Source organism: Paenibacillus sp. 1-18, from assembly GCF_000520755.1.
GTDB lineage: Bacteria > Bacillota > Bacilli > Paenibacillales > Paenibacillaceae > Paenibacillus > Paenibacillus brasilensis.
On sequence record NZ_ASSB01000067.1, the window covers coordinates 25,090 to 51,997 of the forward strand.

Annotated in this window: 28 protein-coding genes, 3 pseudogenes and 1 riboswitch; of the genes and pseudogenes, 17 read left to right on the forward strand and 14 right to left on the reverse strand. The window is 47.9% G+C overall.

Annotation, left to right across the window (positions count from 1 at the left end):
* The first annotated feature begins 20 nt into the window (after positions 1-20).
* The 5 genes from L693_RS0104525 (at position 21) to mmsB (ending at position 5,992) form a co-directional block, all read left to right on the forward strand.
* Entirely contained in the window at positions 21-1,238 is a 1,218-nt protein-coding gene (locus tag L693_RS0104525) for a multidrug efflux MFS transporter (RefSeq protein WP_025716252.1), read from the forward strand.
* 19 nt (positions 1,239-1,257) lie between these two features.
* Positions 1,258-1,854, forward strand: a complete 597-nt coding sequence (locus L693_RS0104530) for a hydrolase (protein WP_025716253.1) — start codon at positions 1,258-1,260, stop codon at positions 1,852-1,854.
* Between the two features lie 320 nt (positions 1,855-2,174).
* Entirely contained in the window at positions 2,175-3,260 is a 1,086-nt protein-coding gene (chvE, locus tag L693_RS0104535; RefSeq protein WP_025716254.1) for a multiple monosaccharide ABC transporter substrate-binding protein, read from the forward strand.
* A gap of 34 nt (positions 3,261-3,294) precedes the next feature.
* The gene (gene mmsA, locus L693_RS0104540; protein ID WP_025716255.1) at positions 3,295-4,845 is read left to right on the forward strand and encodes a multiple monosaccharide ABC transporter ATP-binding protein; all 1,551 of its coding nucleotides are present in this window, start codon (positions 3,295-3,297) and stop codon (positions 4,843-4,845) included.
* A complete protein-coding gene (gene mmsB, locus L693_RS0104545; protein WP_025716256.1) occupies positions 4,829-5,992 on the forward strand; it encodes a multiple monosaccharide ABC transporter permease in 1,164 nt (387 codons plus the stop codon). The genes mmsA and mmsB overlap by 17 nt, the downstream gene beginning before the upstream one ends.
* Before the next feature lie 93 nt (positions 5,993-6,085).
* Here the strand turns inward: mmsB and L693_RS0104550 are convergent, their stop codons facing one another.
* On the reverse strand, positions 6,086-6,985 hold the full coding sequence (locus L693_RS0104550; RefSeq protein WP_025716257.1) for a glucose 1-dehydrogenase: 900 nt from the start codon (positions 6,983-6,985) through the stop codon (positions 6,086-6,088).
* A gap of 61 nt (positions 6,986-7,046) precedes the next feature.
* Complete coding sequence (locus L693_RS0104555; protein ID WP_025716258.1) at positions 7,047-7,799, reverse strand: MBL fold metallo-hydrolase; 753 nt, start codon at positions 7,797-7,799, stop codon at positions 7,047-7,049.
* A gap of 161 nt (positions 7,800-7,960) precedes the next feature.
* Here L693_RS0104555 and L693_RS0104560 point away from each other — a divergent pair, with 161 nt between their 5' ends.
* Positions 7,961-8,389 (forward strand): Lrp/AsnC family transcriptional regulator, encoded by a 429-nt coding sequence (locus L693_RS0104560; protein ID WP_025716259.1) that lies wholly within the window; start codon positions 7,961-7,963, stop codon positions 8,387-8,389.
* A 56-nt stretch (positions 8,390-8,445) separates the two neighbouring features.
* Here the strand turns inward: L693_RS0104560 and L693_RS0104565 are convergent, their stop codons facing one another.
* A complete protein-coding gene (locus tag L693_RS0104565) occupies positions 8,446-8,964 on the reverse strand; it encodes a GNAT family N-acetyltransferase (protein ID WP_025716260.1) in 519 nt (172 codons plus the stop codon).
* A 223-nt stretch (positions 8,965-9,187) separates the two neighbouring features.
* Here L693_RS0104565 and L693_RS32050 point away from each other — a divergent pair.
* Positions 9,188-9,277, forward strand: a pseudogene (locus L693_RS32050) (EcsC family protein); the annotation flags it as partial.
* 141 nt (positions 9,278-9,418) lie between these two features.
* On the opposite strand, the gene L693_RS0104575 reads toward L693_RS32050, so the two are convergent.
* A complete protein-coding gene (locus L693_RS0104575; RefSeq protein ID WP_025716261.1) occupies positions 9,419-10,687 on the reverse strand; it encodes an MFS transporter in 1,269 nt (422 codons plus the stop codon).
* A 284-nt stretch (positions 10,688-10,971) separates the two neighbouring features.
* Between L693_RS0104575 and L693_RS0104580 the strand changes: the two are divergent.
* Positions 10,972-12,354: pseudogene (locus L693_RS0104580) on the forward strand (phosphatase PAP2 family protein); the annotation flags it as partial.
* 125 nt (positions 12,355-12,479) lie between these two features.
* Here L693_RS0104580 and queF read toward each other — a convergent pair.
* The 6 genes from queF to L693_RS0104610 all read right to left on the reverse strand — a co-directional run bounded on the left by queF (position 12,480) and on the right by L693_RS0104610 (position 16,885).
* Positions 12,480-12,977: a preQ(1) synthase gene (queF, locus tag L693_RS0104585; protein WP_007429143.1), complete on the reverse strand. Its 498-nt coding sequence runs from the start codon at positions 12,975-12,977 to the stop codon at positions 12,480-12,482.
* Positions 12,978-13,407: 430 nt separating this feature from the next.
* Entirely contained in the window at positions 13,408-14,289 is an 882-nt protein-coding gene (gene queE / locus L693_RS0104590) for a 7-carboxy-7-deazaguanine synthase QueE (RefSeq protein ID WP_025716262.1), read from the reverse strand.
* Entirely contained in the window at positions 14,282-14,773 is a 492-nt protein-coding gene (gene queD / locus L693_RS0104595) for a 6-carboxytetrahydropterin synthase QueD (RefSeq protein WP_025716263.1), read from the reverse strand. The genes queE and queD overlap by 8 nt, the downstream gene beginning before the upstream one ends.
* Complete coding sequence (gene queC, locus L693_RS0104600; RefSeq protein ID WP_025716264.1) at positions 14,766-15,449, reverse strand: 7-cyano-7-deazaguanine synthase QueC; 684 nt, start codon at positions 15,447-15,449, stop codon at positions 14,766-14,768. The genes queD and queC overlap by 8 nt, the downstream gene beginning before the upstream one ends.
* A gap of 134 nt (positions 15,450-15,583) precedes the next feature.
* Positions 15,584-15,627: riboswitch (PreQ1 riboswitch) on the reverse strand.
* 87 nt (positions 15,628-15,714) lie between these two features.
* On the reverse strand, positions 15,715-16,419 hold the full coding sequence (locus tag L693_RS0104605) for an AIM24 family protein (protein ID WP_025716265.1): 705 nt from the start codon (positions 16,417-16,419) through the stop codon (positions 15,715-15,717).
* A gap of 25 nt (positions 16,420-16,444) precedes the next feature.
* Positions 16,445-16,885 carry a hypothetical protein gene (locus tag L693_RS0104610; protein ID WP_025716266.1) on the reverse strand — a complete coding sequence of 147 codons (441 nt, stop codon included), beginning with the start codon at positions 16,883-16,885 and terminating at the stop codon, positions 16,445-16,447.
* A gap of 228 nt (positions 16,886-17,113) precedes the next feature.
* Between L693_RS0104610 and L693_RS30430 the strand changes: the two genes are divergently transcribed.
* The 3 genes from L693_RS30430 (at position 17,114) to L693_RS0104625 (ending at position 19,317) form a co-directional block, all read left to right on the forward strand.
* Positions 17,114-17,269 (forward strand): hypothetical protein, encoded by a 156-nt coding sequence (locus L693_RS30430; protein WP_167518712.1) that lies wholly within the window; start codon positions 17,114-17,116, stop codon positions 17,267-17,269.
* A 225-nt stretch (positions 17,270-17,494) separates the two neighbouring features.
* Positions 17,495-18,235, forward strand: coding sequence for a hypothetical protein (locus L693_RS0104620; protein WP_049825051.1), 741 nt, complete (start codon positions 17,495-17,497; stop codon positions 18,233-18,235).
* Positions 18,236-18,333: 98 nt separating this feature from the next.
* On the forward strand, positions 18,334-19,317 hold the full coding sequence (locus tag L693_RS0104625) for a helix-turn-helix transcriptional regulator (protein WP_025716267.1): 984 nt from the start codon (positions 18,334-18,336) through the stop codon (positions 19,315-19,317).
* A 40-nt stretch (positions 19,318-19,357) separates the two neighbouring features.
* On the opposite strand, the gene L693_RS0104630 is transcribed toward L693_RS0104625, so the two are convergent.
* The 4 genes from L693_RS0104630 to L693_RS0104650 all read right to left on the reverse strand — a co-directional run bounded on the left by L693_RS0104630 (position 19,358) and on the right by L693_RS0104650 (position 23,237).
* Positions 19,358-20,029 carry a 3'-5' exonuclease gene (locus L693_RS0104630; protein WP_025716268.1) on the reverse strand — a complete coding sequence of 224 codons (672 nt, stop codon included), beginning with the start codon at positions 20,027-20,029 and terminating at the stop codon, positions 19,358-19,360.
* A gap of 200 nt (positions 20,030-20,229) precedes the next feature.
* On the reverse strand, positions 20,230-22,131 hold the full coding sequence (locus L693_RS0104640; protein ID WP_025716270.1) for a 5'-nucleotidase C-terminal domain-containing protein: 1,902 nt from the start codon (positions 22,129-22,131) through the stop codon (positions 20,230-20,232).
* A gap of 195 nt (positions 22,132-22,326) precedes the next feature.
* A complete protein-coding gene (locus L693_RS0104645; RefSeq protein ID WP_025716271.1) occupies positions 22,327-22,752 on the reverse strand; it encodes an ImmA/IrrE family metallo-endopeptidase in 426 nt (141 codons plus the stop codon).
* Positions 22,753-22,763: 11 nt separating this feature from the next.
* Positions 22,764-23,237 carry a helix-turn-helix domain-containing protein gene (locus L693_RS0104650; protein WP_025716272.1) on the reverse strand — a complete coding sequence of 158 codons (474 nt, stop codon included), beginning with the start codon at positions 23,235-23,237 and terminating at the stop codon, positions 22,764-22,766.
* A 278-nt stretch (positions 23,238-23,515) separates the two neighbouring features.
* Here L693_RS0104650 and L693_RS0104655 point away from each other — a divergent pair, with 278 nt between their 5' ends.
* The 6 genes and pseudogenes from L693_RS0104655 to L693_RS0104680 all read left to right on the forward strand — a co-directional run.
* Positions 23,516-23,992, forward strand: coding sequence for an ArpU family phage packaging/lysis transcriptional regulator (locus L693_RS0104655; protein WP_007429156.1), 477 nt, complete (start codon positions 23,516-23,518; stop codon positions 23,990-23,992).
* 190 nt (positions 23,993-24,182) lie between these two features.
* Entirely contained in the window at positions 24,183-25,046 is an 864-nt protein-coding gene (gene ant(6) / locus L693_RS0104660) for an aminoglycoside 6-adenylyltransferase (RefSeq protein WP_025716273.1), read from the forward strand.
* Between the two features lie 311 nt (positions 25,047-25,357).
* On the forward strand, positions 25,358-25,492 hold the full coding sequence (locus tag L693_RS31890) for a hypothetical protein (protein ID WP_269320822.1): 135 nt from the start codon (positions 25,358-25,360) through the stop codon (positions 25,490-25,492).
* A complete protein-coding gene (locus L693_RS0104670; RefSeq protein WP_025716274.1) occupies positions 25,489-26,349 on the forward strand; it encodes a hypothetical protein in 861 nt (286 codons plus the stop codon). Before L693_RS31890 ends, L693_RS0104670 begins: the two co-directional genes overlap by 4 nt.
* A 10-nt stretch (positions 26,350-26,359) precedes the next feature.
* Positions 26,360-26,578, forward strand: a complete 219-nt coding sequence (locus tag L693_RS0104675; protein ID WP_025716275.1) for a hypothetical protein — start codon at positions 26,360-26,362, stop codon at positions 26,576-26,578.
* 2 nt (positions 26,579-26,580) lie between these two features.
* Positions 26,581-26,908 (forward strand): annotated as a pseudogene (locus L693_RS0104680) (phage tail sheath protein); the annotation flags it as partial.

Below are 26,908 nucleotides of genomic sequence, written 5' to 3' on the forward strand. Positions count from 1 at the left end.
GCAGAGGGGAGGTTATATTCATGCCGATGTGGAGACGGAATTTAATCGTTTGCTGGTTCGGAATGTTTGTAACCGGGGTTGGAATGAGCCAGGTTGCACCGATATTGCCGCTTTATATCGAGCAGCTGGGAGTTCATAATACAGCCTTAATTGCACAACTTTCCGGAATTGCGTTTGGGATTACCTATATCGTTTCAGCTGTTTTCTCACCCATTTGGGGGCAGGCCGCTGACAGGTTCGGGCGCAAGCCTATGCTATTGCGGGCAAGTCTTGGGATGGCTGTAGTCATAGGCTGCATGGGCTTTGCACACAATGTATATGTACTGATCGTGCTTCGAATATTGCAGGGTGCTATTACCGGCTATGGCACAGCTTGTACCACGTTGATTGCAATCCAGACGGACAAGGAGCACGCAGGTTGGGCCTTGGGTACACTTTCAACTGCCAATATTGCCGGTTCTTTGCTTGGACCTACGATCGGCGGATTTGTAGCGGAGCACTTTGGATTACAAGATTCATTTTTTATCACAGGTGTGCTGCTGCTGGTTGCCTTTTTGACTACCCTTTTATTTGTAAAGGAAACGTTTGTCCGTGAGCACCAAAAAACGCTTGGTATTAAGGAAACATGGCGCATTGTTCCTGAAAAGAGTTTGACGCTTACGATGTTCGTCACTTTTTTTGTATTAACAGTGGCCTTATATTCGGTAGAACCTATTATAACCGTGTATATAACAGAATTATCTGGTAATACCGGTCATATCGCTTTGCTAGCTGGATTGGCCTTTTCGGCATCAGGACTGGCGAATATCATTTCAGCACCAAGACTTGGGAAGCTCTCTGATCAAATAGGGGCACATAAAGTGATATTAGCAGCCCTTATAGTGGCAGGACTCATTTTTATCCCGCAAGCCCTGGCACAAAATAGCTGGCAGTTTATAGGTTTTCGATTTTTATTTGGAATAGCAGCGGCCGGCTTGATTCCCTCCGTTAATATCCTGATCAAAAAGATTACACCGGATGCTCTGACAGGCAGAGTTTTTGGTTTTAACATGTCGGCAGGGTATTTGGGCGTATTCGCAGGCTCTATTTTAGGCGGGCAGGTGGCAGCCTGGTTTGGGATCCGAGCTGTATTTTGGATTACAAGTGTGTTGTTACTGGTCAATGCGGTCTGGGTTTATTTTAAAGTATATCAAAAGCTTAATAACCATGAATTGGCGTTAGGCCAAAATGCAGACTAGATGAAGGGAGAAAACAAATATGGAACATGTAAAATCAACGGAGGCGGAAAAGCTAAACGCAGAAAAGACGGCACTGGTAGTTATAGACTTGCAAACCGGGATCGCAAACAGCGGTCGTTTGCTAGCCCCTTATACGGGGGAGCAGGTTGTTCAGAAAGCAAGCAAATTAATTGAAGCCTTCGCGCAGAAAGGCGCATTTGTAGTTTTGGTGCGAGTTTCGTCGGTGGATGGGAAGGATATGTTAAAGCCAAATACAGATATGGAAATGAATCAGATGCAATGGCCTGAAGGCTGGGATCGTCTGGTTCCTGAAATAGCCGACACCCCAAATGCCCATATCATCACCAAGCGTCAATGGGGTGCATTTTTTGGTACTGATCTTGACTTGCAGCTGCGGCGTCGTGGAATTGACACCATTGTACTGTGTGGTATTTCTACCTCCATTGGCGTGGATACTACAGCAAGAGAGGCTTACCAGCATGGATATCATCAGATTTTTGTGGAGGATGCCATGACAGCTTCGACGAACGAGGAGCACGATTATGTTTGTAAATACATCTTTCCGAGAATCGGCCGGATTCGGTCAACTGAAGAAGTCACTTTGTCATTAAGATAAAATAGAAAAGGAAGGAATAAAAGAGCTTTACCAGATCTAACCTGGTAAAGCTCTTTTATTTGCCTGCATTCCATTCCATACCCTACCATGGTCCATCCTAACCAATCCATCCCTTCTCATCCCACACAAAGGTTAAAATTTTATAAAAAAGGTTCAAAACCAGCAAAGACCTTTCCCGGGCTGGAATGATACCATGTGGTTGCACATAAGAAAAGGAGAGGCGTTCGTCGCCGCTCCATTGTAAGCGCTATCTAATTTCTACTCTAATCAGCACTTACCTTCAAAATGACCCGCATCACATGAGGAAAGGGGAGCTTCACATGAAAAAAGGAGCTGTCGCTATATGGCTTCTGGTTTTAGCCTTAATGCTTTCGGCCTGTAATTTGGCGGAGAGTGGAACGGGCAGCAAGGAAAAGGGCTATGTGGGTATTTCCATGCCGACCAAATCGTCCGAGCGTTGGGTAGGAGACGGGGAGAATATGGTCCGGCTGTTTCAGGAGCAAGGCTATAAAACGGATTTACAGTATGCCGAGGACGTGGTGGAAAACCAAATCTCTCAAATCGAAAATATGATCACCAAGGGTGTCAATGTCATGGTCATTGCTTCAGTGGACGGAAACACGCTGACGGACGTTATCCAGAAGGCACATGACCGGGGGATTCAGGTGATTTCCTATGACCGTCTGATTCGGAACACGCCGTATCTGACGTACTATGCAACCTTCGACAACTTTAAAGTGGGCGTGCTGCAGGCGGCGTATATTGAGCAGAAGCTGGGACTTAAGGAAGGCAAAGGCCCCTTCAATATAGAGCTGTTCGGTGGTTCGCCGGATGACAATAACGCCTATTTCTTCTTTAACGGCGCGATGTCGGTTCTCAAGCCGTACATTGATTCAGGCAAATTAGTCGTACGCAGCAAGCAAATGACGATGGCGCAGATCGCTACGCTGCGATGGGACGGAGCCTTGGCCCAGTCGCGGATGGATAATCTGCTGAGTGCCTACTATTCGGAGGCCAATCTGGATGCGGTGTTATCTCCTTATGACGGAATTAGCATCGGTATCATTTCATCCCTCAAAGGGGTTGGCTACGGATCAGCGAACAAACCGCTGCCGATCATTACAGGGCAGGATGCGGAGCTGGCTTCGATCAAGTCGATTGTGGCCGGAGAGCAGACGCAAACCATATTCAAGGATACTCGCAAGCTGGCAGAGCAGACGGTTGTGATGGCCAACAGCATTTTACAGGGCAAGCAAGCAGAAGTGAATGACACTAAATCATATAACAATGGGAAAAAGGTAGTTCCTGCTTATTTGCTTGATCCAATCTCGGTGGATCGTACGAATGTCGAAAAGGATATTGTCGGCAGCCATTATTACACCAAAGAGCAAATTGGACTGAAATAAGAGCAGGCCATCTAAAGCGAAAGGAGTGTATCCCATGACTGGAATCATATTGGAAATGAAGGGAATTACCAAAACCTTTCCTGGCGTGAAGGCATTGGAAAATGTAAATCTCAAGGTCAAGGAAGGCGAAATTCATTCCCTGTGCGGTGAGAACGGTGCTGGCAAATCGACGCTGATGAAGGTACTGAGCGGTGTATATCCGCATGGAACCTACGATGGGGATATTGTTTTCCAGGGAAAAACGTGTGAATTCAAGGATATCAAGCAAAGCGAGGAATTGGGGATCGTCATTATTCATCAGGAGCTGGCGCTCATCCCGTATCTCTCGATTGCGGAAAATATTTATCTCGGCAACGAACGCGCCAGCGGCGGCGTGATTGATTGGAAAGAGACTTTTGTCGGCACACGCGAGCTGCTGTCCAAGGTCGGTTTGAGTGAGAATCCGAATACCTTGGTTACGAATATCGGGGTCGGGAAGCAGCAACTGGTCGAAATTGCGAAAGCGCTCTCTAAAAAGGTAAAGCTGCTTATTCTCGATGAACCGACAGCGGCGTTGAATGAGGATGATAGTGAAAATCTGCTTAATTTGATGCTGGAATTTAAAAGACAGGGCATTTCCTGCATTCTCATCTCCCACAAGCTGAATGAGGTCGCTAAGGTGTCGGATTCGATTACGATTTTGCGGGACGGGAAGACGATTGAGACGCTAGATATGAAAAAGGATGAGGTCACCGAGGACCGGATTATTAGCGGGATGGTTGGACGCGATCTGACCAGCCGTTATCCAGAGCGACATGCTGAAATTGGCAAGGTCATTTTGGAAGTAAAGGATTGGACGGTCTATCACGAGCATCATGCGGAACGCAAGGTGCTGGATCAGGTGAATTTGAACATCCGGCGTGGTGAAATTGTCGGTATTGCCGGATTAATGGGGGCAGGACGGACGGAGCTGGCGATGAGCATTTTTGGCAAGTCGTACGGACGCAACATTTCCGGTCAACTGATTAAAGACGGCAAGCCGATCCAGAATAACACGGTTACGGACGCGATTAACAACGGATTCGCCTATGTGACGGAGGATCGCAAGGAATACGGCCTCATTCTGATGGATGATATCAAGCGCAATATCTCGCTGACCGGCCTGAACAAGCTGACGAAGGGCGCTGTCGTCAATGAGCAGGAGGAAGGCGTCGTTGCCGAGGATATGAAAAAAAGCATGAACATCAAAGCGCCGAGCATTTTACAGAAAACGGGCAATCTGAGTGGTGGCAATCAGCAGAAGGTGGTACTTAGCAAATGGATTTTTGCCGGGCCGGATATTCTGATTCTCGATGAGCCGACACGCGGCATTGATGTGGGTGCCAAATATGAAATTTACACAATTATTCACCGACTTGCCGCTGAAGGCAAGGGCGTACTGGTCATTTCATCCGAGCTGCCAGAGGTACTGGGCTTGTGTGACCGGATTTACGTCATGAATGCAGGACGAATCACCGGAGAGGTTGGCCGTGAAAACCCGTCGCAGGAAACGTTAATGAGATATATGACCAAGTCAGGGGGCGTGAAGCATGGAAACCATAACTAAATTATTTAAAAATAACATCCGCCAGTATGGCATGATGATTGCGCTGGTCGTGATTATGATCCTGTTCGAGGTGCTGACAGGCGGCCTGCTGTTGAAGCCGATTAATATTACGAATCTGATTCTGCAAAATAGCTACATTCTTGTGCTGGCCATCGGGATGGTGCTGGTTATCATCACGGGGCATATTGATTTGTCTGTCGGCTCAATAGCCGCTTTTGTTGGCGCGGTTTCAGCCATTATGATGGTCGATTGGCAGCTTCCAGCGTGGATCGCTGTGATTGCATCTTTGCTGGTCGGGGCGTTAATTGGCGCATGGCAAGGGTTTTGGGTCGCTTATGTACGGATTCCGGCATTTATCGTAACATTGGCGGGGATGCTGCTCTTTCGCGGATTAACGATGATTGTGTTAGAAGGCCAATCCATCTCTCCTTTTCCGGGAGGCTTCCAAAAAATCAGTTCAGGCTTCCTGCCGGATTTTGCATCCTCCGGTTATAATCTGGTATCCATCATTATCGGCATCGCGCTCACGGTTTGGTTTATCGTTAATGAGTTTCGCGAGCGCCGTTCCCAGCTTAAATACGGTTTTGAGGTTCCGTCACAGACTTTATTTGTACTCAAGCTGATTGTGGTGGCTGCTATCATCAATCTGTTCACCTTTATGCTCGCAAGCTATGCGGGAATTCCGAACATTCTCGTATTGCTGTTCATTCTGATTGTCGTCTACTCCTTCGTGATGAATCGTACGGTTATGGGTCGTCATGTGTATGCGCTGGGTGGGAATGAAAAGGCAGCGGGTCTGTCCGGTGTCAAAACGAAAAAAGTAACGTTTTGGGTATTCGTGAACATGGGCGTGCTGGCCGCCATTTCCGGTCTGATCTTCGCTGCACGTCTGAATGCGGCTACGCCAAGAGCAGGTACGAACTTTGAGCTGGATGCCATCGCAGCTTGCTTTATCGGCGGAGCCTCGGCATCCGGTGGGATCGGAACCGTTTTTGGAGCGATTATCGGTGGTCTGGTGATGGGCGTACTGAATAACGGCATGTCTCTGATCGGTCTGGGAATTGACTGGCAGCAAGGGATCAAGGGCTTGGTGCTGCTGCTGGCGGTTGCCTTCGATATATACAACAAAAACAAAAGATCGGCTTAGAATTCCATGTCTGGCTATCGCTAAAGCTCATGTGTAAACAGATAAAAGGAACCTCCAGTCCCACTCGAAATGCGGATGCTGGAGGTTCCTTGTTTAGGTCGTTACCATTTGTCCGCCATTGACATGCAGCGTTTGGCCTGTAATGTAGGAGCCGTCATCCGAAGCCAGCAGCACATAGGCAGGGGCCAATTCATAAGGCTGCCCGGCACGCTTCATCGGCGTATTGGTGCCAAAGGTGCGAATTGCCTCAGGCGACTGTGTGGCGGCATTCAGCGGAGTCCAGAAAGGACCAGGAGCAATGGCGTTCACACGAATGCCCTGATCGACCAGATGATTAGCCAGAGCGCGGGTAAAGCTAACAATGGCTCCTTTGGTAGCTGAATAGTCAATCAGATTCTTTTGCCCGACATATGCTGTAACCGAAGCTGTATTGACAATGCTGGCTCCTGCCCGCATATATGGCAATGCTTCTGTGGTCATATGAAAGAAGGAAATTATATTGGTGTCAAACGTGTCACGAAGCTGCTGTTCACTGATATCCAGATACGATTCGCGCACAAACTGAACCCCCATGTTATTAATGAGGATGTCAATACGGCCGAAGGTTTCCATCGTTTTTTGGACAACCAGGCAGCAGTTGCTTTTTAGCCTCAGATCGCCCGGAATTAACAAACAGCGTCTGCCAAGCCTGTGAATCACATCGCGGGTTTCCATCGCATCCCGATGTTCATCGAGATAGGCAATGACCAGATCGGCCCCTTCTTTGGCAAAGGCCACTGCAACCGCACGACCAATACCACTGTCACCGCCGCTAATAATAGCTACCCGATCCTGAAGCTTCCCCGTGCCGATATATTTTGGATTATCAAAAATAGGTCGTGGAACCATCAGGTACTCGAATCCCGGCTGTCTGTATTGATGCTGGGGAGGAAAAGTAATCGGTACTTCTTTACACTGGGTTTCTGTACCGTAATAAGGATATTGCAAATTCATTGTTGATCCCTTCTTTAGGCGTTTTGAAACCCAATATATTCGAAATGGGCGCAAACGGTGACTATCCTGAAATCGTCGCTCCATCCGCTGGAATATGGACACGCTGCCTCAAACCTTCACGGTTGATATGTTCCGAAAGCTCGGAGCGAGATAGCAGACAATGATTGATCGCTTCCATGTGAATAGCCACGATTTGTGTGTAAGGGGCGTGCTGCGCTACCATCGTCACATCCTGGGCAGTCATAATAATGGGGTCACCTACCGTAAACCGTGCTCCTCCAGCATTCACAATCGTCCAGTCAGGACGGTATTTGTCGAGTGTTTCCGCGACTTCACTGCACCAGATCGTATCTCCGGCCACATAGACGACAGGCTCACCTGGAGCTTGAAACACAAAGCCTGATACTTGGCCCATCTGTTCCCCGATTTCTCCAGTACCGTGATGTCCGGTTGTGCGGATAATCTCAATTTCTCCCATAGACCCAACCACCCAAATCGGATTCACCTGTGTAAAACCGTCAGCAGTAATTTGCTCTTCATTACCGGGCTGACAGAAGACGGGAATTTGCTTGTCCAGCCATTGTACAGCCGCCGGGTCCCAATGATCCGGGTGCAAATGCGTAACGATCACAACGTCTGGCTGTCCGAGCGTTTCCCATTGTGGAGGCAAAGGAACTAGCGGATTGCGACGTTCATTCTCCGTATTTGGAACAGGTGGATTTACACCAGGCTCGCTCAGCATCGGGTCGATCAGAAATTTTACCCCACCATATTCCAGCCATAGGGTTGCATTGCGGATCAGTGTGATTTTCATATATGGATAGCTCCTTTTGTATAATCGAAAGAATTTTTTAGCCGGATATTTTCGGCAGTTCGTTCTTTCTGTTACAATCATATCTGACGTAAAAGATGCAGGCTATGGCCTGCTGAAAGGAAAACAAGCATTCTCGTTTCACGATGAAAGGAAAAATGGCTATGGAACTATTTGTGCCCGATGAGATCGACCTGCGTATTCTTCATCACCTAATTGAAGATAGCTCTTTATCGCACAAGGAGATTGGTTTGCTCGTTCATCTTACGGGTCAAGCGGTAGGAGCGCGTGTTCGAAAAATGCAAGATGCGGGCATCATCGAAGGCTATACTCTACGCTGGAATCCTGAAAAAATTGGGCAGACCATTCATGCCTTTATTACGGTATTTTTGAATTCAGGAACCGTTCATAGTGCTTTTCTGGCTTTTGCTCGGAAGCATCCCTCTATTGTTGAAATTCACCGGGTTAGTGGGGAGGGCTGTTACTGGATGCGCTTGCGCATGTCGTCACAGTCAGAGCTTAATACCATGCTGGATGAATTGACGCAGTACGGTAATTACAAGCTGAGCTTTTCGTTAGGAGAAATCGAATGATAAAAACTCCCGGTGCTAGCACCGAGAGTTTTTTGTTTGGTGAGGGCGCATAGAGGTTAGCGATGCAGACTCATTTTCAAAATATGCTGCAATCCGTGCAGCCCCATCCTGGTGTCCCCCTCATCTTGAAAGCCACACATGAGATAAAGCTTTTGAGCAGGCCGATTGCGGGTATTGACCCCCAGTACAACTTCACGAACATCTGGAAAGTGCTTGAGAATAAATTGGGGCAGTTGCAGCAGCCCATGTTTAGCGTACCCTTGTCCTTGATCTGCGTAATGAATGGAGAAAGCACGCAGCAGCAGAGCCTCGGAAGTATTCGTATAATCCGCCAGATCGTCTCCATCGTATAAAATGAAAAATCCAACAGGTCTTCCGTTAGCCGTAATGACGACAGGATGACGGTGCGGGTCCTGCTTGGCCAGTGCCAGCATTTCATCCGGCATTCCCGTAAACTGTCGCTGTTCCTCAGGCAGATAAAACGTATGTAAAATGGCATCATGCTTACAATGGTAAGGAACAAGCTCTACGTCAGTGGTAGAAGCAGCCTGTGAGGTGTATGTGGATTTATTCATGGTTACACTCCGATCCGTATAATTTTTAACATACTATAACATCTCATGGGCTATACAAGCTAAACTTAAAAAATGTACAAAAAGAGAAACCTGAACTCACTTTACTTATGTATAACCCATACATAAACAAGCATGGTTAAAAAGGAGACGTGTACTTCTATGAAGCGGGCTGAACCATATCGTGAAAGTCAGGATCTATTGCGTCATGAGCTGAAAACCATTGAGGCGCGCCATTCGTGACGTAGCTGAGGCGGGTAAAATGCTATACAAAAAGCGTCGTATTCTGATGCGTTTGGCGGAAAAAGAGAGCTAACTGGATTATTTGGGATACAAGAGAGTATGATCTTGGTTGCTTGGGGATTCAGGTTATGCGACTACGAAGGTGTGAAGCGGCCGGGATGGCCGCCACACGAATTCGCAGATGGTGATATACGTAGCAGCTTTCGCTTGCCTGTTACACTTCGGCTCCATTTTCTTCGGCCCAGCGGTTCAGGGTTTTATCTGTAGGAAGCAGAAAGGTCAAAATCCCGAGCAGCGGCAAAAAGCCACACAGGAACATGATATTCGTGATGCCTACTTTGTCAATCCAGTTCCCGAGCACGAGCGCACCTACCCCACCAAGGCCAAAAGCGAGGCCTGTGATCAGACCGGAGACGGTTCCGATTTTGCCGGGTACGAGCATTTGGGCATATACGACCGTAATTGAAAAGCTCGACAGCATAATAAATCCGATGATCGGCAACAGGATAGCAGTCCAGAATTGGTTGGCATAAGGCAGCAATAGTGCGAGAGGCGCGGCCAATACCATGGACAGGAAAATCATGTTGCGTTTACCAAAACGGTCCGCCAGAGGGCCACCAAAGAAGGTGCCTAGTGCACCAGCTCCGAGGAACAGGAAGATGTACAGCTGTGCATCAGCCAGTGGCATTTTAAACACTTCCATCAGGTAAAACGAATAGTAGCTTCCGACGGAGGTAGAGTACCACGAACGCACGAATACCAGCAGAATGAGAACAATCATGGCAAACATAATGCGTTTGCGTACTTCGGGCTTCATGCGGCGAGCTGCCGCTTTTTTGCGCGCATAGCCTTCTGTGCGCAGGACGTTACCATACCAGCGGGCGATGAATGACTGGACCACAATCCCGGCTGCAGCAATACCTGTGAACCAGATGGCGCCAAATTGCCCTAACGGGATAAAAATCCAGCTCGTAAGCATGGGTGCCAGCGACTGGCCCGCATTGCCGCCAACCTGAAAAATGGACTGAGCCAGCCCCCGACGTGGTCCAGCCGCCATATGAGATACTCGCGAGCCTTCCGGATGAAAGGCGGCTGATCCCAGACCGACGAAGATCACCGCGAGCAGCACCGCTTTATAATCGGCTGCATAGGCGAGCAGCAGCATGCCTGTCAGCGTAAAGCCCATGCCGATCGGAAGGATCGCGGGCGTAGGTCTCTTGTCTGAAAACAAGCCAATGACCGGCTGCATGATCGAAGCTGTAAAATTAATGGCGAATGAAATCCAGCCGATCTGCGTGTAGCTCAGGCTCATGGATTCTTTTAAGATCGGAAAGATCGCAGGAATGACCGATTGAATCGAGTCATTGAACAGATGAACGAAGCTGATCGCAATCAGAATCGCAAAAACGGTGCCCTTCGCTTGGGGTCCCGGCAGAGGGAGCGATTGACCCGCTTCTTTTTTTGTAGCAGATTTAGTAGTCATGACAACCTCCAATTATGTATGTATATTTTAAGATATAGGAAGCGATCCGTTTGCAGCAAATGGCTGAAAGGGGGGGGAAACCTGCCTTTACTCGGTACTGCTAACCCATGCTGCTATATACTCTTCATTGCATGACTTTCCTGGAGGTCCATGTTGTATGAGGTAATGGCGCTTCCAAAGAGGGTGTCTCAAAGAGTCGCATAATCGGCTTTTGAGATGCCTTTTTCGTTATCAGCTTATCTGAAACAACGGTTGCACCTTTGTTTTACAAAACAAAGCTCTACGGTCTGGGTTCGCTTACCGATGTATATCGAAAGAACGCGGGGGCAACTACAACAATCAACGACATACCGGCAGATGCCTTGACTAAAAAATACGAAGATGAGGGAACCAATGCAGGCAGTACAAGCTCCAGTCTTGGCAATATCGTGAATTTGGTAAATACCTTGCGTGGGGATTACTCTTCGACAAGCTCAGCTAAGGCGTACTTTAGCTACCCTCGTCCGTTTCGCTGGAGCGATAATTCAGTTGTAGTTCCGACTTTGCTGCCAGCTCAAAATCCGGACCCGAGCAAGGATGGCGGCTTTCCTAGTGGTCATACCAATGCTGCGTATCTCAGCGCTATCGCTATAGCCTATGCTGTACCAGAGCGTTACCAGGAACTGCTTACACGAGCTTCGGAGCTGGGCAACAATCGTATTGTTGCTGGTATGCATTCGCCATTTGATGTGATGGGAGGGCGTGTCATGGCAACGGCGACGGCGGCTGCCATCCTGTCTGATCCGGCCAATAGCAGTTTGAAGAAAGCAGCTTATCAGGATGCTCACAGCAAATTGTTAACGCAAAAGGGTACAGCGCCTGACCGGTTCAACAATTACGCTGCCAACAAAAAGAGCCACACCGAGCGATTGACATACGGATTTAGCCAGATTAATCCGACGACTACGCCAATGACGGTGCCTAAGGGAGCGGAGGTGCTGCTGGAGACACGTCTGCCTTACCTTGATAGCACACAACGCCGCTGGGTTTTGGCTACTACAGGTCTTCCTTCCGGTTCCCCCGTGCTTGACGATGCCGAGGGATGGGGACGGCTTAATCTGTTTTCCGCCGCGGACGGTTATGGTGCTTTTGCCAATCATGTTACCGTGACTATGGATTCCTCCAAAGGCGGCTTCAATGCATTGGATCGCTGGCGCAACAATATCTCCGGCGTTGGAAAGCTGACTAAAAAGGGAACAGGTACGCTGAAGCTCATGGGCAACAATACGTATTCCGGCGGTACACAGCTCGAGCAAGGCATTCTGGAGGGGAACTCTGAAACGGCCTTCGGAAGGGGTGATGTTACGAATAATGGAGGCACTCTCCGTACCAATACTTCTGGCAAGCTCGTTATTGGCGGTAATTACAAGCAAACAGCCAAGGGATCACTTGAGCTCAACCTGGACAGTAAAAATGACGTGCTCAATATTAAGGGAACAGCCCAGCTTAACGGAAAATTACGTCTGAATTTCTCTAACAAATTTGTACCGGCTAGCGGTGCCACAATTTTAACCTATGGTAAAAGAAATGGAGCATTTTCTTCCATTGAAACAGTAGGTTTGCCAAGTAAATATAAAGTAAAGATTATCTATAAAGCGGACAGCGCTCAGTTAAAGCTCACAAAATAACCAAACAGGACGATTAAAAAGTGCACCTTTGGAATACACCGGATCAACCATGAGGTTATCCAGTGCCTATTCTGGAGGTGCACTTCATTGTTTAATGATGAGTAAGTGTAGCGAGAATAAAAATCTTAACGGTTATCTACCGTCTCCGGGTACATATCATGATTCATCATGCGATGCTCCGCCATTTGCTCATACTTGGTTCCCGGTTTGCCGTAGTTGGTATACGGGTCTATGGAAATACCGCCGCGTGGCGTAAACTTGCCCCACACTTCGATATAACGCGGGTCCATCAGCTTGATCAGGTCATTCATGATGATATTGACGCAGTCCTCATGGAAATCGCCGTGGTTGCGGAAGCTGAACAGGTACAGCTTGAGGGATTTGCTTTCTACCATTTTAATATCGGGAATGTAGCTGATGTAGATGGTTGCAAAATCAGGCTGTCCTGTAATCGGGCACAGGCTGGTAAACTCCGGGCAATTGAACTTTACAAAATAATCGCGGTACGGGTGTTTATTATCAAAGCTTTCGAGAATGGCAGGATCATAGGCAAAGGTATATTGTGTGCCTTGGTTGCCAAGCAGGGTAACGTCGGTCATTTCTTCGGGTTTTCTTCCGGTCATGTTGGGTTAGGCTCCTTAAGATTAGTTTAAGAAAACGAGATGGGAGTTATGGTGGTGGGGAGGTTCGTGTCGCTCCGCGTAGGATTTGAGCTTCCGATCGCTGTTGAAATGGGATTCTTTCTGATAATTGACAGATGTATAGGTTAGAATCCCATTTCAAAGGCGAACGCTAACGCTTCTCCAGCTTCAAATCCTCCGCTCCGCTTCCGACCGCCGTTACCACCCTAAAGTCCCTACTCGTTTGCATGTGGGATGGGCAGAAGTGAAAAGTTCGCTCCTTCATAGAAGGAGCTTCATCTTGTGAGAAGCCCCGTCCTCACGGACGAGGGTTTCTCTTATTTTGTAGCTTGGATGTCGAAGTACGCTTCAAAGATATTGGCGTATTTTGTGTATCACATACAGGTCATATGGAATATATTACATTTATGTGCTATACGCCGCGTTTGTTGCCCCATACAAGGGTGTGGAGCTGTGGGAGTACTCTTACGTCGTTAAGTTGGGAATCGTCCATGACACGGTCGATAAGCCACTCATAACGATGGAGTAGGGATTCCGCGATCTGTTCGGTGTTCTCTGTGTTCACGTCTGGATTGCCAGTCTGGAGGAACAGAGGAATGTGCGGGTAGCGCTCGTGAACGGTGCGTGCATATGCGAGATCGGTGTCATCAAATATGACGACCTTCAAGCTGCATGCTCCATGGTAGGTTCTCACAGATTCATTAGCGGCTTCCTCTGTGCATGCTGCGGTTGAGATGTGTGTCGTAGACCTGGACTCTCCAACCGTTTTCCCATCAGTCCTCTTCCGATTCGACAGACGGGCGACGATACCATCCAGCACGTCCCAGTTGGTCGACATGCCAGAGCTGGGCGGCTTGGGGGATAAGGTCACCTCGTCGATATCGTACAGCCATTCCTGCCAACGGGAGCCTTGTGTTTCGACGGCGGTGGCAATGCCTTGACTGCGCAGCAGGGCGACCAGCTCCCCAAGCTGTGGCAGCAGGGCGGGATTGCCTCCGGAAAGGGTCACATGCGAAAACCGTTCACCGGCGATCGCTTTCAGCTCCTGCCAAATGTCTGCGGCATGGAGACGACGAATCTGATCCTTGGCACTGCCGTCCCAGGTAAAGGCAGAGTCGCACCATGAGCAATGGTAGTCGCAGCCTGCGGTACGAACAAACATCGTTTTACGCCCAATGACCATGCCTTCGCCCTGAACGGTGGGACCAAACACCTCCAGTACGGGGATGGGAGCTGTTTTGGTCACACGAGAGGGCGTTGTTGTTTGGTGAGCTGTCACGGTACTATTATTCATCCAGCATCCACTCCCGTCGGAATTCGGCGTAGCTGGTAGGTGTCTCGAACAGCCGCACAAATTCGGTGCGTCCACCTTCCACGCGGGAGCGGTATGCCTCCGAGGTCAAGGCGGACTCCATTTGTTCAAAGATCCAGACGACCATGTTTTCCGCCGTTGTATTCATTGGGGGCAGCGTCTCGTTCAGGTAACGGTGGTCTAAATAAGGCTCGATCCGTTCTTTCCAGATTGTTTTGATATCGCCAAAATCCAGCGTTAGGCCTGTTTCGCCCGGTATGCCGCTTATGCCAAAAACTACAATATAGGTATGTCCGTGCAGATTTTTGCATTTGCCTTCATAGCAATGCAAATGATGTGCTGCATCAAACGTAAATTGTTTGCTGACCAGTACACGTTTGCGGTGATAACGCAGCTGAGCGTGTTCAATATCTGTCCCGAACTGCTGGAGCTTGTCGACAATATGAAAGGTACCCGGTTCACGCATGGCCTTCAGCTCCTTGGGATGAAGCTCCGCGAACCGCGAGATACTGCTCCAGTCCGGCGCGGCGAAGTTTGCAGGCAGGGCATTCGCCACAGCCATCCCCGATGACACCGTTATAGCATGTTAGTGTACGGGTTCTTACAAATTCAAAAGCTTCCAGCTCATCGGCCATTTTCCAGGTTTCAGCCTTATTCAACCACATGAGTGGGGTGTGAATCACAAAGGGATAGTCCATCGAAAGGTTGAGTGTGACGTTCAGTGATTTGATAAAAGAATCCCGGCAATCAGGATAACCGCTGAAATCCGTCTCGCAAACGCCAGTAATGATGTGGCGCGCTCCTTTTTGCTTGGCGAGTACTGCGGCGAAGCTTAGGAACAGCAGATTGCGACCGTCTACAAATGTACTAGGCAGTTCGCCATCCTCTTGCGTAATGTCAATGTCGGTGCGCGTGAGGGCATTAGGGGCTAGTTGATTGAGCAGGCTCATATCCAGCACCGTTTGCCGAACACCCAGCTTGTGAGCAATTCCGGCGGCTACTTCAATTTCCTGCTTGTGGCGTTGACCGTAATCGAACGTCACGGTTTCTACTTCGGCAAAATGTTTTTTTGCCCAAAATAAACAGGTTGTGCTGTCTTGACCGCCGCTGAATACGACGACCGCTTTTTCGTTTGCAAACATAAAAAAACCTCTCGATCTTCTTGGAATCGTGTAAGACGCAGAGTCTTGTCACTTGGAAGAAGGAGAGTTCTTGAACCGACTTCAACAAAAAACAGGCCTTGCCCCGCGAGTTCATTTTTCATGCGGAGGACAAAGCATCGTTAGTTTTTTATAGAGGGAGTTCGCGAACCTCTCCCATGCATGATGCACGGATTTTCTTCATTATAGTGTTGGCCACAGGGACCGACTATTTTGCTAATAGCATTGCCATTATAGCATGGCAGGGCTATTTGATAAACACTCCGCCAAAGGGAATAACTTCCCTTAAAAATCGTTTGATGATGCCATCGTCGTTCATATCCTGCTGGAGACGTCGATGATGCTCCCCGGCGTGAAAAAGCACAGTACCCTGTCCAGTCATTTTAAAATGATAGTTCATATGCTGGCTGGCGAGATGGTTGCCGTACACGGTCAGCTCCAGATTGGCGTTTTCGGGATAGGCGATGACACTGCTCGCATCGACATAGATCGGCTCTGTCGGATGAAGCTGCTCCTGACATACCAAACCCTGAGTCAAAAGACCAATTTGACCCACACCGTCAAATTTCATTTTAATAACATCGCGGCTGAACAGCATGTTTTTCATACTCAGCAGTTTGGTACGCATATGGATTCCAGAGCTGTACCAGAACAAATTGCGAAAATCGTATAGCAGATCATCGCCTCCTTCAAGCTCAATCATTTTTAGGCTAAAGCCGGGCGGAAGTGCGGCAATCAAACGGCAAGCCCCTGTGAAATCGGCCTGAATCAGCTTGTGCTTGCGATACATGCCCTTTATATTCATCAGCTTGTCACTGCGACCTGAGCTGGGGCCACGGTAAGCGATAATTTGCTGCGGATGCAGAACGTGCATCTTTTCTCCTTCCGCTAGATTGAGCGTTACAACCGAACCGATGCTCTCATCATGGTAATGTCCTGCTTGTATGTCCATTCAGACGTTTCATCCTTTCAGGCAGCTAGTATCTTCCCGAACGTCGACGCATCCCGTAACGCAACAGGCGGATGCCTATAAAATAGCCAGCCAGCAGAATTACAGCCGTGATCAAAAGCATCTTATTTCGGTGTGAAGCCTGATCGCGCTGGGCTTGAAGGTTTTTTAGCTCAGTAACGGTGTCGGTCAGCTTACGATTTTGCTCCAGCAGTTGGGCGTTTTGCTCTTGATAGGCTTCTATACTGCCACGGGCCTTTTGCAGCACTTCCTGCGTTTGCCGGTAGCCTTCCTTGAGCTGATATACATCGCCGGGCAGGCGGGAAAATTGCTCAAAGCCTTGATATACATCGTCCCAATAGGCAGCATATGCCCCGGGCACACGAGTTACCCCAAAAATAAACAGGAGCGCTATAGCCGTGCAAACAACACGGCGGTAGAAAGCAATGCGACAGGTTTGTCGTGTCAAAAGACGTTCCCCCTTCTGATACACCAAGATAAGATAGTACCCATCATTTACCCATATCTCATGGTTACGTACAGTATACGGATTAGGATGCAGATTTCAGAATAAACGGACGATCATTATGGAAAAATATTCTCAAAAAAAGTCGATATATAGGTTAAGTGTACCTCAAAACGGGTATATCAAACCGAAAATATAGGAAGAGTAGATTTATAGAAGGAGAAATGAAAGATGAACGAGAGAGAGCAAGATTATAAAATTTTAAAGATCACGGTCAATGGAAAACCATTAGCAAAGGAACTCATAGTGGATAGCACTACGTTTGCACCTATACCCGAAAATTACAAAAAGACGAAAGTTTCTTTAACAGAAACTACAATTTCGTAAGATATAAAATATGGAAGCAGACTATAATGTAGCTCGGCATAAGTCGGGCTATTTTTGCGTTTTTATGCAATTTTAATGGCTTAAATTGTTATTTGTCGAAGCAGGTCCCCCTTCATAAAGATTACCATGTATAATTTTCACAAGCAAACGTACGTTCCCTGACAGTATAGTGTCAGATAACACTGTTAATTTAGAGTTACATGTTCTTTTAGGGGGAAATTACCAGTGGTAAAGTCAATGGTCAATGTAACGTACACATGGGAAAAAGAGTCTATATCAGCGAATGGGGCCGAACAAGTAAATCTACTGATAGAATGGGGCTATGGAGCTATTCGTAAAAGAAAAGGGAATCTAATCCTGAAAACAGCGGGGTGTGACCTTCAACTCCAGTTCATTCCCGAAAACGGGGTAAGTCTACTAAAAGTCGAAGGGGTGAGACTCGGTTTCAAACGCTCAGAAGACGGAGATCGCATGGTCATCCACTGTGGGGATGTGCGGCGGGGAAACTACAGACAGGCTGCCTTGACGTTCTCTGTACCGGCTCACTCATCCGGAAGACATACCATTGGATTGATGGAGTGGAGCTGGCGTAAGCCATCTCAGGAAAAGCGAACGCTGGTTAGGTCGGACCAAATCTACATCAATTACACGCATCATCTGGGCCTGCTGAGCGTTCCACCCCATCCGATGGTGGAAAAATACATAAAGCTGAATGAGACGTCCATGATTGTAAAAAAGGCATTGCGTATGTACGAGAAAGGTGATCATGAGCGAGGTGCGTTTATCCTTAACAGACAAGCAGACGAATTGCTAATACGAGCAGCAAGAACCGATGATATGGATTACCTGAAGGAAGCTGAGTTACTTCTAGCCATACGTAATAAATGGAACGGGACTTTTGGATCAAATCATTATCATAGTTCTAAAGTCCTTTTTGATCAATCGGATTCGGTAGTAAACGTTTAGTTAAACGAAATTAATATTATGAAATAGGTGATTATGCTAGTTTATTTGTGTAACGTAGTGAGTCTAATTTACTATTTTTTTGTAAAGGAGAGACTTCCTTGACTGATCGGTTGATACGTTTAATGCGGATTATTACTATTGTTCAGGCAAATCCGGGGATATTGGCAAGAGAGCTTGCGGAACGTTGCGAAACATCAGAACGTACCATCTACCGAGATATGGAGGCGCTTAGTGCTATGCATATTCCAATTACGAACATGGGGCATGGCAAAGGGTACATATTTATAAGCAATTTTGCTTTGTATCCTCTGAATTGGACGGAAGAAGAGGCAGAGGCTTTTGCCAAGCTGGGAGATATTATGGAAACGGTGAAGCCTCTTTTGCCGCCGGCTTTTGAAAGTGCTTATGAGAAAGTGATGGCCTCTAGTCAGAAAAAAAAGATAGACCAGACGAGCTTCGCGCAGGAGATGAAAAATATCATTCGGCTCGGCTCGACACTTGATCGGGAAAACCAGCCCTATCTGCTCAGGCTGATTGTTTTGGCAAGTCTTACGCAGCAGACGATTGAAGCGGAATACAGCTCACCTCAAAATGAAGATGTGTCACTGGTTCAAGTAGATCCTTATTGTTTGGTTCCGCAGGATCGGCGGTTTTATATGCTTGGTTTTTGTCATAAGCAATCCGCCATGAGAACCTTTCGGATCAGCCACTTTCGGAATATGAGAATTTTGCCGTATACGTTTCAAAAGAATACGACAGAGATGGAAATGTTTTTTAAAGGGACCTGGTCGGTTACCAAAGGAAATCAAAACATTCGGTTTGTGGTGCGATTTTCTGCCGAGTCTGTATATCGGGTCAAAGAAGAGGAATTATTCATCAAGCCTTTACTCAAGGATTTGCCGGATGGGAGCTTGTTGTTTGAGGTGACGGTCAATCATGACCGTGAATTTCTGGATTGGCTCACCTCGTATGGAGCAGAGGCTGAGATTCTGGAGCCTTTGCGGTACCGCAAGCGAATGCAGGAAATGCTGCGGACCTGGGGGGCATTTTATTTTGATAAAAAGGCAGGAAATCAAGAATAACAGGGGGAGATCCCCCGGAACGGGCCGGGGAGCTATCTGCTTAATGGTCCTTAAACAGGTTGGCGAGATTGCCAAATGGACTGTAATGCTCCTGTTCTTCCTCCGGCGAGGAATATACGAGCTTTGAGCCTCGGTTTTCCTCATCGTCAGCAGCGTTATTCACTAATGAAATACGATCAAAAAGATGCATAAAAACCTGAGCGGTGTTAATGGCATCGTCCAGTGCACGGTGCTGCTGACCGTCAAAGTCAATGTGGCACAATTCCAGCGCCTGAGACAGACTCAGCTGACGGTATTTACCGCCCGAACCAAACAGACGGGAGATTTGCTTCTGTATATCATTCGTATTATGAATCCATCCAAGATCTACATGATGGGTACGACAATGGGATACCAGCTTTTGACGGTCATCCGGCCCCCATGCACACAAATAATAGGGTGAATCCGTACCGAGCCAGGCAACAAATTGCTTCACAGCTTCGGGAAAGAGCGGGGCGGCATCAATATCTCGTTGAGTAATGCCCGTGAACTGAACGGTATCCGTGGACAGTACAGGTCGATTTGAGGGTCTTACAAAACTGTGAAACGTATCTACAACGTATAGACCGTCGTCTCCCTGAACGACTTTGACAGCACCGATATCAATGATTTCAGAGGAATATCTGGCGTTACGGCTAACGGTAAATTCAAGATCATAAATAATGTATTGCATTTCTGGACTCCTTCCACACACCTGACTGGTCCCGATCAATACCGGGATGAATGTTCTCTGCTTGAATATGGCTCTTCTCCATCATACCTCTCGGTCCACAACTTGTCAGCGGTTTAAAGGCTTGCTTTATAAAAAAATATGCGATGTCCAAATAAGCTTGGACTATCGCATACATTAAATCTTCTGACAAACTGTTGAAATTAGGCCGGGAGGTTCAACTTTTGTCCCGGATAAATGCGGTGAGGATTTTTCAACTTGTTCAACCTCCCCAGCTGTTGCCAGGTGGTACCGTATTTGCGGGAAATGTCATATAACGTATCCCCGGATTTTACAACATACACATGGCTATGAGCAGCCTGGGCAGAAGCGGAGGCCTGCTGTGGCTTGGCTGGTTGGGTCTTTGCCGGTGCCGGCTTCGCTGGTGCTGGTTTCGCAGCCGGTGTAGAGACGGCTTGCGGTTTTTCCTGCACAGGTGCTGGTGCTGCGATTGGTGCAGCTGGCACAGGCTGTGTGGCAGGGACGGTGGCTTTCACGTCTGCCTTGGCTTCTTGAATGCGGCCGTCTGCTTGTACTTTCAGGCTGGCGGAGCCAATTTTTTGCATATAGCGGATTAACGCCTCGTCCAGCGATCCGAACATACCTGCCTGCGGATATTTAGCGAACATCGTATATTGGTCACCGCCTACAGCAGTAAAGTCATTGGTGGCCAATGTGTACGTTGCCTCAGGATCAAGCGCCTTGCCGCCAATCAGAACGGAATGAACACGGCTTCCTTTGGCTGCTGAGGTGTCTATTTTAAACGAGATACCTGATACCTGCGGAAAGCCTCCGCTTGGCTCCGGATAGGAGGCTGTGCCATTCTCAAGTGCTGCCTGAATGTCAGAGCCTTTCACCTTCAGGGTAACAATCTGGTTTCCAAAAGGCAGCACGGTGATGATGTCTCCTTTGGTTACCGTTCCTGTCTTGATGGAAGCCCGGATGCCGCCGCCGTTAGTTAAAGCTACGTCTGCACCCGAAACGTCACGCATGGCATCGGTGAGCAAATCGCCAAGATTGGTTTCGCTCGCACGTACCTTTTCACGCGCTCCTTCCAAATCTACACTCGTTTGCGTTACAACTTCTTTGAGGATAGGTTCCTGATCCTTCTGAATGGAGGCGATCAATGCAGCAATTTCAGCGTTGGGCTGAACATCGGCAGCTTGAGTCGAGTCAATCAGCTTGGCTTGCTTTTGGGTAACCTTGCCGCCGTCGACCCATAGATCCACAACACCCAGATACTTGGTGTATTCGCCTGCGCTAGCGATCAACGTGCCGTTGTCACCGACCAGCCCTTTTTCGAGTACGGTATGGCTGTGTCCATCAATGAAAATATCAATGCCTGGCACTTCTTTAACGACCTTGAGGCTGGTGTCCGTGCTGGATGCATCCTGTCCCAAATGACCAAGAACTACGACGACGTCCACTTTGCTGCGGATTTCGTTTACAGCTGCTTTGGCTTCAGCCGCAGGATCGGTGAATTGAATCCCCTCCACATTTTTGGGATTGGTCTTATATGCTGTTTCAGGCGTAGTCAGACCGATAATGCCGATTTTAACGCCATCCACTTCCTTAATGACATACGGTTTGAACAAACGTGTTCCGTCTGTTTGCTTAATGTTGGCACTCAGCACGGGGAACTGAATTTCCTTACTCAGCTCAACCAGATGCTTCCAGCCATAATTAAACTCATGGTTGCCCGGAACCATTGCATCATAGCGCAGCTTGTTGATCACTTTCACAATACTCTCACCGTTAACCAAAGTAGCGAAGGTCGTTCCATGAACGGTATCCCCGGCATCCAGCAGCAAGGTATTGGGATTGGAAGCGCGATACTGGTCGATGATGCCCGCCAGCTTGGCGAAGCCCATTTCCTTGTCGTTTGCGACCACGTGGGCATGGGTATCATTCGTATGTAGGATGGTGATGTGCTTGCCGCTGACCGGAGCAGTAGCCGTATTCGCTGTTCCCGCATTGGCTGCCGGGTCTGCTGCCGCCGTACCAAGACATCCGAACAGAAGCGCAGCGGTCGTCAAGAGTGACGAGATTTTTTTCCATGAATTCATGTTGTTCCTTCAACCCCCTATAAAATGAATGAATTAGAGCAAACGCTTACGTCCACATTTTATCAGATGATTGTAAAAATAACTTCTATTTTATATCAAAGCACTAAAAATTTTTGATATATCGGTTGTTAAAGCCGTCGTCAAATCACCTATATTGAGGAGGAAGCAATAAACAGTAAATAATCGAGACAAGAACTAATGTTCTGTTTTGTGGTTAAAAAAAAGAGCAGTCTCTTTGGGCAGCCCAATCCGGGGCAAATAGTGCTCCAGCGTTTCGTCAGCCAGCGGCGGTTTTCCTTCACTCAGCAAAAGTACAGCAAAACGGTTGGCTTGCTGTTCAAATTTTCCTGGAGAAAAGTAGGAATGCTCCTCTATAAAAAAGCGGCTAATGCCTTTATGCAGTCGGTCATGCCCCAATTCATGCGCACAAACAAACCGTTTCCATTCCGGTGTAAGACCATCGTGGATGACGATAAATTTTCTGCGCAGCTTGTGGTAATACAGCCCTTTGGTTGTGGAGCCCAGATCGGAATAACGAATATGGATACCCAGTGCTTTTGCAATATCAAAGGGGCAGTTGGTACGGTATTTTCGGACGAGTTTGTGAATGAGTTCTTTCATACGATCACCTGCTATCCTTGATCTCTGCCCGCCCGGGGCTTTTGCGGCTTCTTATGCTTGTTCATTTGCTTGGCTTCCCAGAACAGACCTGTTAACACATCCTTGATGCGCTGACGGTCTGTCTCATCCAGCGGAATGCCGTCGAACATTAATTCGTCGTCTTCCTCCAGCATTTTCTTGAAATCCCGGCGATCCTTGGAGGTAGCCCATTCCGGCACAGTAGAACGATCAGGTTCGTGTAAATGTTGCTCTATTGAATCGTCGTCTCCCCAATAGCCGGCGACTTTCATCATTTCGGTATAGGATACGCCGAGTGCGTCCGCTATTTTGCGGAGAGTAGAGGGCTTGGGGATACCGCGCAGCCCATTTTCAATGCGGGAAATTTGCGAATTGCTAATGCCTGCGGCATCTGCCAATTGGTTGATGCTCCATTGCTTTTGTTCGCGCTGCTGCTTTAAGTAGGTTCCGAATGCTGGCTGTTCCACAAAGGAGGCTCCCTTCTGCAATAGAATCATAGATTAGTTCCATTATACCATTAGGTAAAGAGGAAAAGCACGTAATATGCCAAAAGGCATAGAAAAATAAAGCGAACATCCTGTTTTTGGGACCCTACCGCTTTTTTTGACGATGGATAGATATCCTAAATAATGTTATGTTATACTCGAGATGCGAACAAAACACGAACAAAATGTAAACTAAGAAATTGTGATCGCTAAAAATTACATCATTGTCAAAAGGCATAAGATAAGGAGTGCTGCTGTAAATGAAAAATAACTTACCTGAATTGGATCGTCGAAAAACGCAGAATGCATTGGAGGGCGTGTTTGAGAAGTACCGGATTTATAAAACGATAACCTTTATGGATCGGGAAAGCTTTATTACGGCTGGCTATACGGATCGACCGAACGGACCAACGAATGTGACCAGCGATCCGACGGCCCGGACTGCCGTATATAATGTAGATGCTCCCGCCGCCCGCCTGGCCTACTGCGAAATGGTCGATGCTGTAGTCAGTCGCTTGAATGAGCGCGAACAGCTGCTCATCCGTGAGCGTTATTTAAAGGATGACGATGTGTTTGATTACAAGGTTTACAATTATGTACTGGACCCGCCGGTCAGCAAGGATACGTATACGAAGCTTCGCACACGTGCTTTTTACAAAATGGCGCTTGCGCTGGCAGACCAAGGCGTTTTGAATCTGGCAGGCTTGCAGAAGGGCGCGGATCGAAAGCTCGGTTAGTAAATAGTATGGCTTACAGTACGTCTCCTCTAAAAGGCTCTGATTTCCTGAAATTAGGGGTCATAGCCTTGATTCCATTAACTTGGACAGCAGGGAGTATGAAATACAACGACGAATAGGAATTGAACAAGAAAATGAGGCTCATGACTAAAGGCTGGAACGGAGGACTACTGCATTGAGAAATGAAGTCTTGAGAAGTGAACAAGAAATGATGAATATACTTGTAGATTTTGCCATGAATGACGATAGAATACGATTGGTTACTTTGGAAGGATCACGTACGAACAAAAATATTCCCCCCGATACATTCCAGGATTATGACATTTCTTACTTTGTAACAGATATGGATTCTTTCAAGGAAAGCGATCAATGGCTTCATATTTTTGGGAATAGGCTTATGATGCAAACACCCGAGGATATGGAGCTTTTCCCACCAGAACTAGGTAACTGGTTTTCATATATCATTCTTTTTGAGGATGGAAATAAATTAGATCTGACACTGATCCCCATGAACGAGATGGAGGATTATTTTAAAAATAGCGACGGCTTAGTTGAGGTTGTGCTTGATAAGGACGCTCTTATCCAAAATGAGGTGATCGCAAACGACCGCCAATATTGGATTAAAAAGCCGACCGCAAGGGAATTTGATGATTGCTGCAATGAGTTTTGGATGGTTTCCACCTACGTAGTCAAAGGATTGGCGAGAAGAGAAATCCTGTTTGCGATTGACCATTTACATGAGATTGCACGACCTAATTTGCTCAGAATGATGACCTGGCAAATTGGCTCAGAGCAAGGCTATACTTTTAGCGTAGGGAAGAATTACAAATTTATAAATCGTTATCTTCCCAAAGAGGATTGGGAAGTATTGCTATCCACCTACTCTGAAAATGGCTATCCGGAAATGTGGCAGTCTTTATTTGCTTGTTATGAATTGTTTAGAAAATACTCCAAGGCTGTGGCAAGCAGCCTCGAGTATAAGTATCCGAATTACGATGAAGCGATCACCAGGTATGCTGTACATATTTATAATTCATTGAAGAAAACTAATTGACCGCCTTTTTAGAGGGCGGTTATTTTTTTGCAACACCAACCATTAGATAGATTTAACGCAGTTTCAATAATACGAACATGTGTTCTCAAAAAACCGCCTAACTTCATCCCCGGTCTCTGCTTTTATCGTCCATTTCTTCGGCAACGCATTCGTTATTAGGGTGTAAGATTATATCATCGGGAATCAAGACAAGAGAGCATACCGAAGACACACACAGTCAAATGTTAGCCGGCCAATAGGGCCGGTTTTTTTATGCGGTGATTATCTCTGTTGATTCCCGGGAAATCGTTCTACAGAAAGGAGGAGTCGTGTTGCCTAAGCAAGGGATGCTGCAATGCATGAGTATGAGGCTGCGCCGGATGAGAACACGAAAGTGGAAAAAAGCATGGATAAGTAGCCGCAATATGCTAGTGCAGGATACGCAAAGGCGGCATGCAGCAGGATGAGACAAGCCTTTAAGCAAAAGCTCATTGAAATTGTTCCGGCGCTGCAAGGGCGTGTATACGATGTTCAGCCACCGTCGCAGACGGCAGAGGAGCCGTATGCTGTTATGGCGCTGGGCGAGGAAATCTGGAAGTCTTCCTGGGCTGGCTATCGGCAGGTTGTACGTATCAAGCTATACGCAGGACAAGCCGGGCTGGCGCAGGCCGATGTATGGGCGAATGCCCTGATTGCCGGACTGCACCGGGAACCGGTGACAGGCCAAGGTGAGGATACGTCGGCTTTTACCGCCCACTATTTGGGCGTGCGAGATGCAGAAAAGCTGGACACCGTCACGGGCAAAGCGTATAGAACGCTGCGTTTTGGCGTGTATGTGCCTGAAACGGCAGGGAGCTCAGTCATTCCGACAAGTAGCGCCGCACAGCCGGATGAATGGCTGGCAGCCTTGACCCGCTGGGCGCAGAAGCAACTGGGCGAATCGTGGTCAGTATATGCCGATGCATGGCCTGCACAGCCGGGACGACACGCGGTTCTATGGCGGCTGAGCGGCTGCGAAACCCGGATGGCGGGAGCCTCCATGTATGAGCTACGTAAACGGTTCATCGGGCATATTATTGCTCCAGACAGCGCTGAGGAGAACCGCGCAGCTTCCGCGCTGGTCGAGGGCTTTGCCGCTCAAATTCAGCTTCCACTGGATCAGGACAAAGGCCGTTATATGTCTACGGACGAAGCTTCGGCCGATTTGCAGGCGGATGCGATTTTAGACGGTCAGCTCCGGCTGACGCTGGTACAGCGACGTATGCGCCCGGCTGAGGAAGCGGCGTTGATCCGCAGAGTGGAAATTCATCCTATTTTGAAATGAGGAGGTCCGATTGACCTTGGAAAAAAACGAGAAGTCCCCGCTATATGCCGGGCAGGAAGCAGGCGGCCCCCGCTATACGCTGGAGGAGCTGAAGGAACACGCGGAACCATTGTTTTCCGTGAAGGAAGAGGTGCTGGCAGGCGCCTTTTTTGGCGCACAGGACAAGCTGTTCACGGTAGCAGAAGCACACACTAAAATCGAACAATTTATGAAAGCGAAGGTGGACTAATTATGGCAGGCGGAACATGGGAAAACACGAATAAACCGGTATTACCGGGTTTGTATATGAACTTTCAGGCAGCAGCAGCTTCAGCGATCCAAGGTGGCTCACGCGGTACGGTGGTTGTACCCGTCAAGGCGAATTGGGGACCTGTACGTGAGTTTGTAGATATTTGCAGCGAAACGGCCATTAACCAAATCTTCTCCGGCGACAGTGAGGACGGTGCGACAGCCTATTCCACACTGTATCTGGCTTTGCTGGGCGGTCCGAAAAAACTGCTGGCTTACCGTTTGGCAGATGACACAGCTGCTGAAGCATCCGTAACACTGAAAAGCGGCG